1 protein-coding gene is annotated in these 532 nt (G+C 64.7%); it reads left to right on the forward strand.

What is annotated here, in order from left to right; translation table 11 throughout:
- A partial coding sequence (locus QQJ79_RS15965) for an enoyl-CoA hydratase-related protein (protein WP_284223928.1) occupies window positions 1-532 on the forward strand: 532 nt, incomplete at both ends.

A 532-nucleotide genomic window follows, 5' to 3' on the forward strand; every position in this document is an offset into this window, starting at 1 on the left:
ACGACCGCCCTGCTGACAGACGCCATTCGCACCTTCGAGCAGGACGACCGGCAAAAGGTCGCGGTTCTGACCGGTGCTGGCGGGGCTTTCTGCGCAGGCGCGGACCTGAAGGAAACCTCCAAACGCACCGATTACAAGGCGTGGGCGGGCCATGTGGATGGCCCCCTTCACGCTCCCTGCAAGAAACCGGTGATCGCCGCGGTCGCCGGACATGCGGTTGCTGGCGGGCTTGGTGTTGCCTTGTGGTGCGATATTCGAATTGCCGAACAGGATGCCGTGTTTGGCGTCTTCTGTCGCCGCTGGGGCGTCCCCATGAGTGACGGCACCCCGACCCGCCTGCCCCGCCTTATCGGTATGGGCAATGCCCTCGACATGATGATCACAGGCAAGCCCGTTTCCGCAGAAGAGGCCCTTGCCATGGGATTGGCAACCCGCGTGGTTCCCACAGGGACCGCCCGTCAGGTCGCCGAGGAACTGGCCCTGCAAATCGCCGGATATCCGCCGCTGGCCATGCTGTCGGACAGGCATGCCC

It is taken from the genome of Brevundimonas denitrificans, from assembly GCF_030160755.1.
Taxonomy (GTDB): Bacteria; Pseudomonadota; Alphaproteobacteria; order Caulobacterales; family Caulobacteraceae; genus Brevundimonas; species Brevundimonas denitrificans.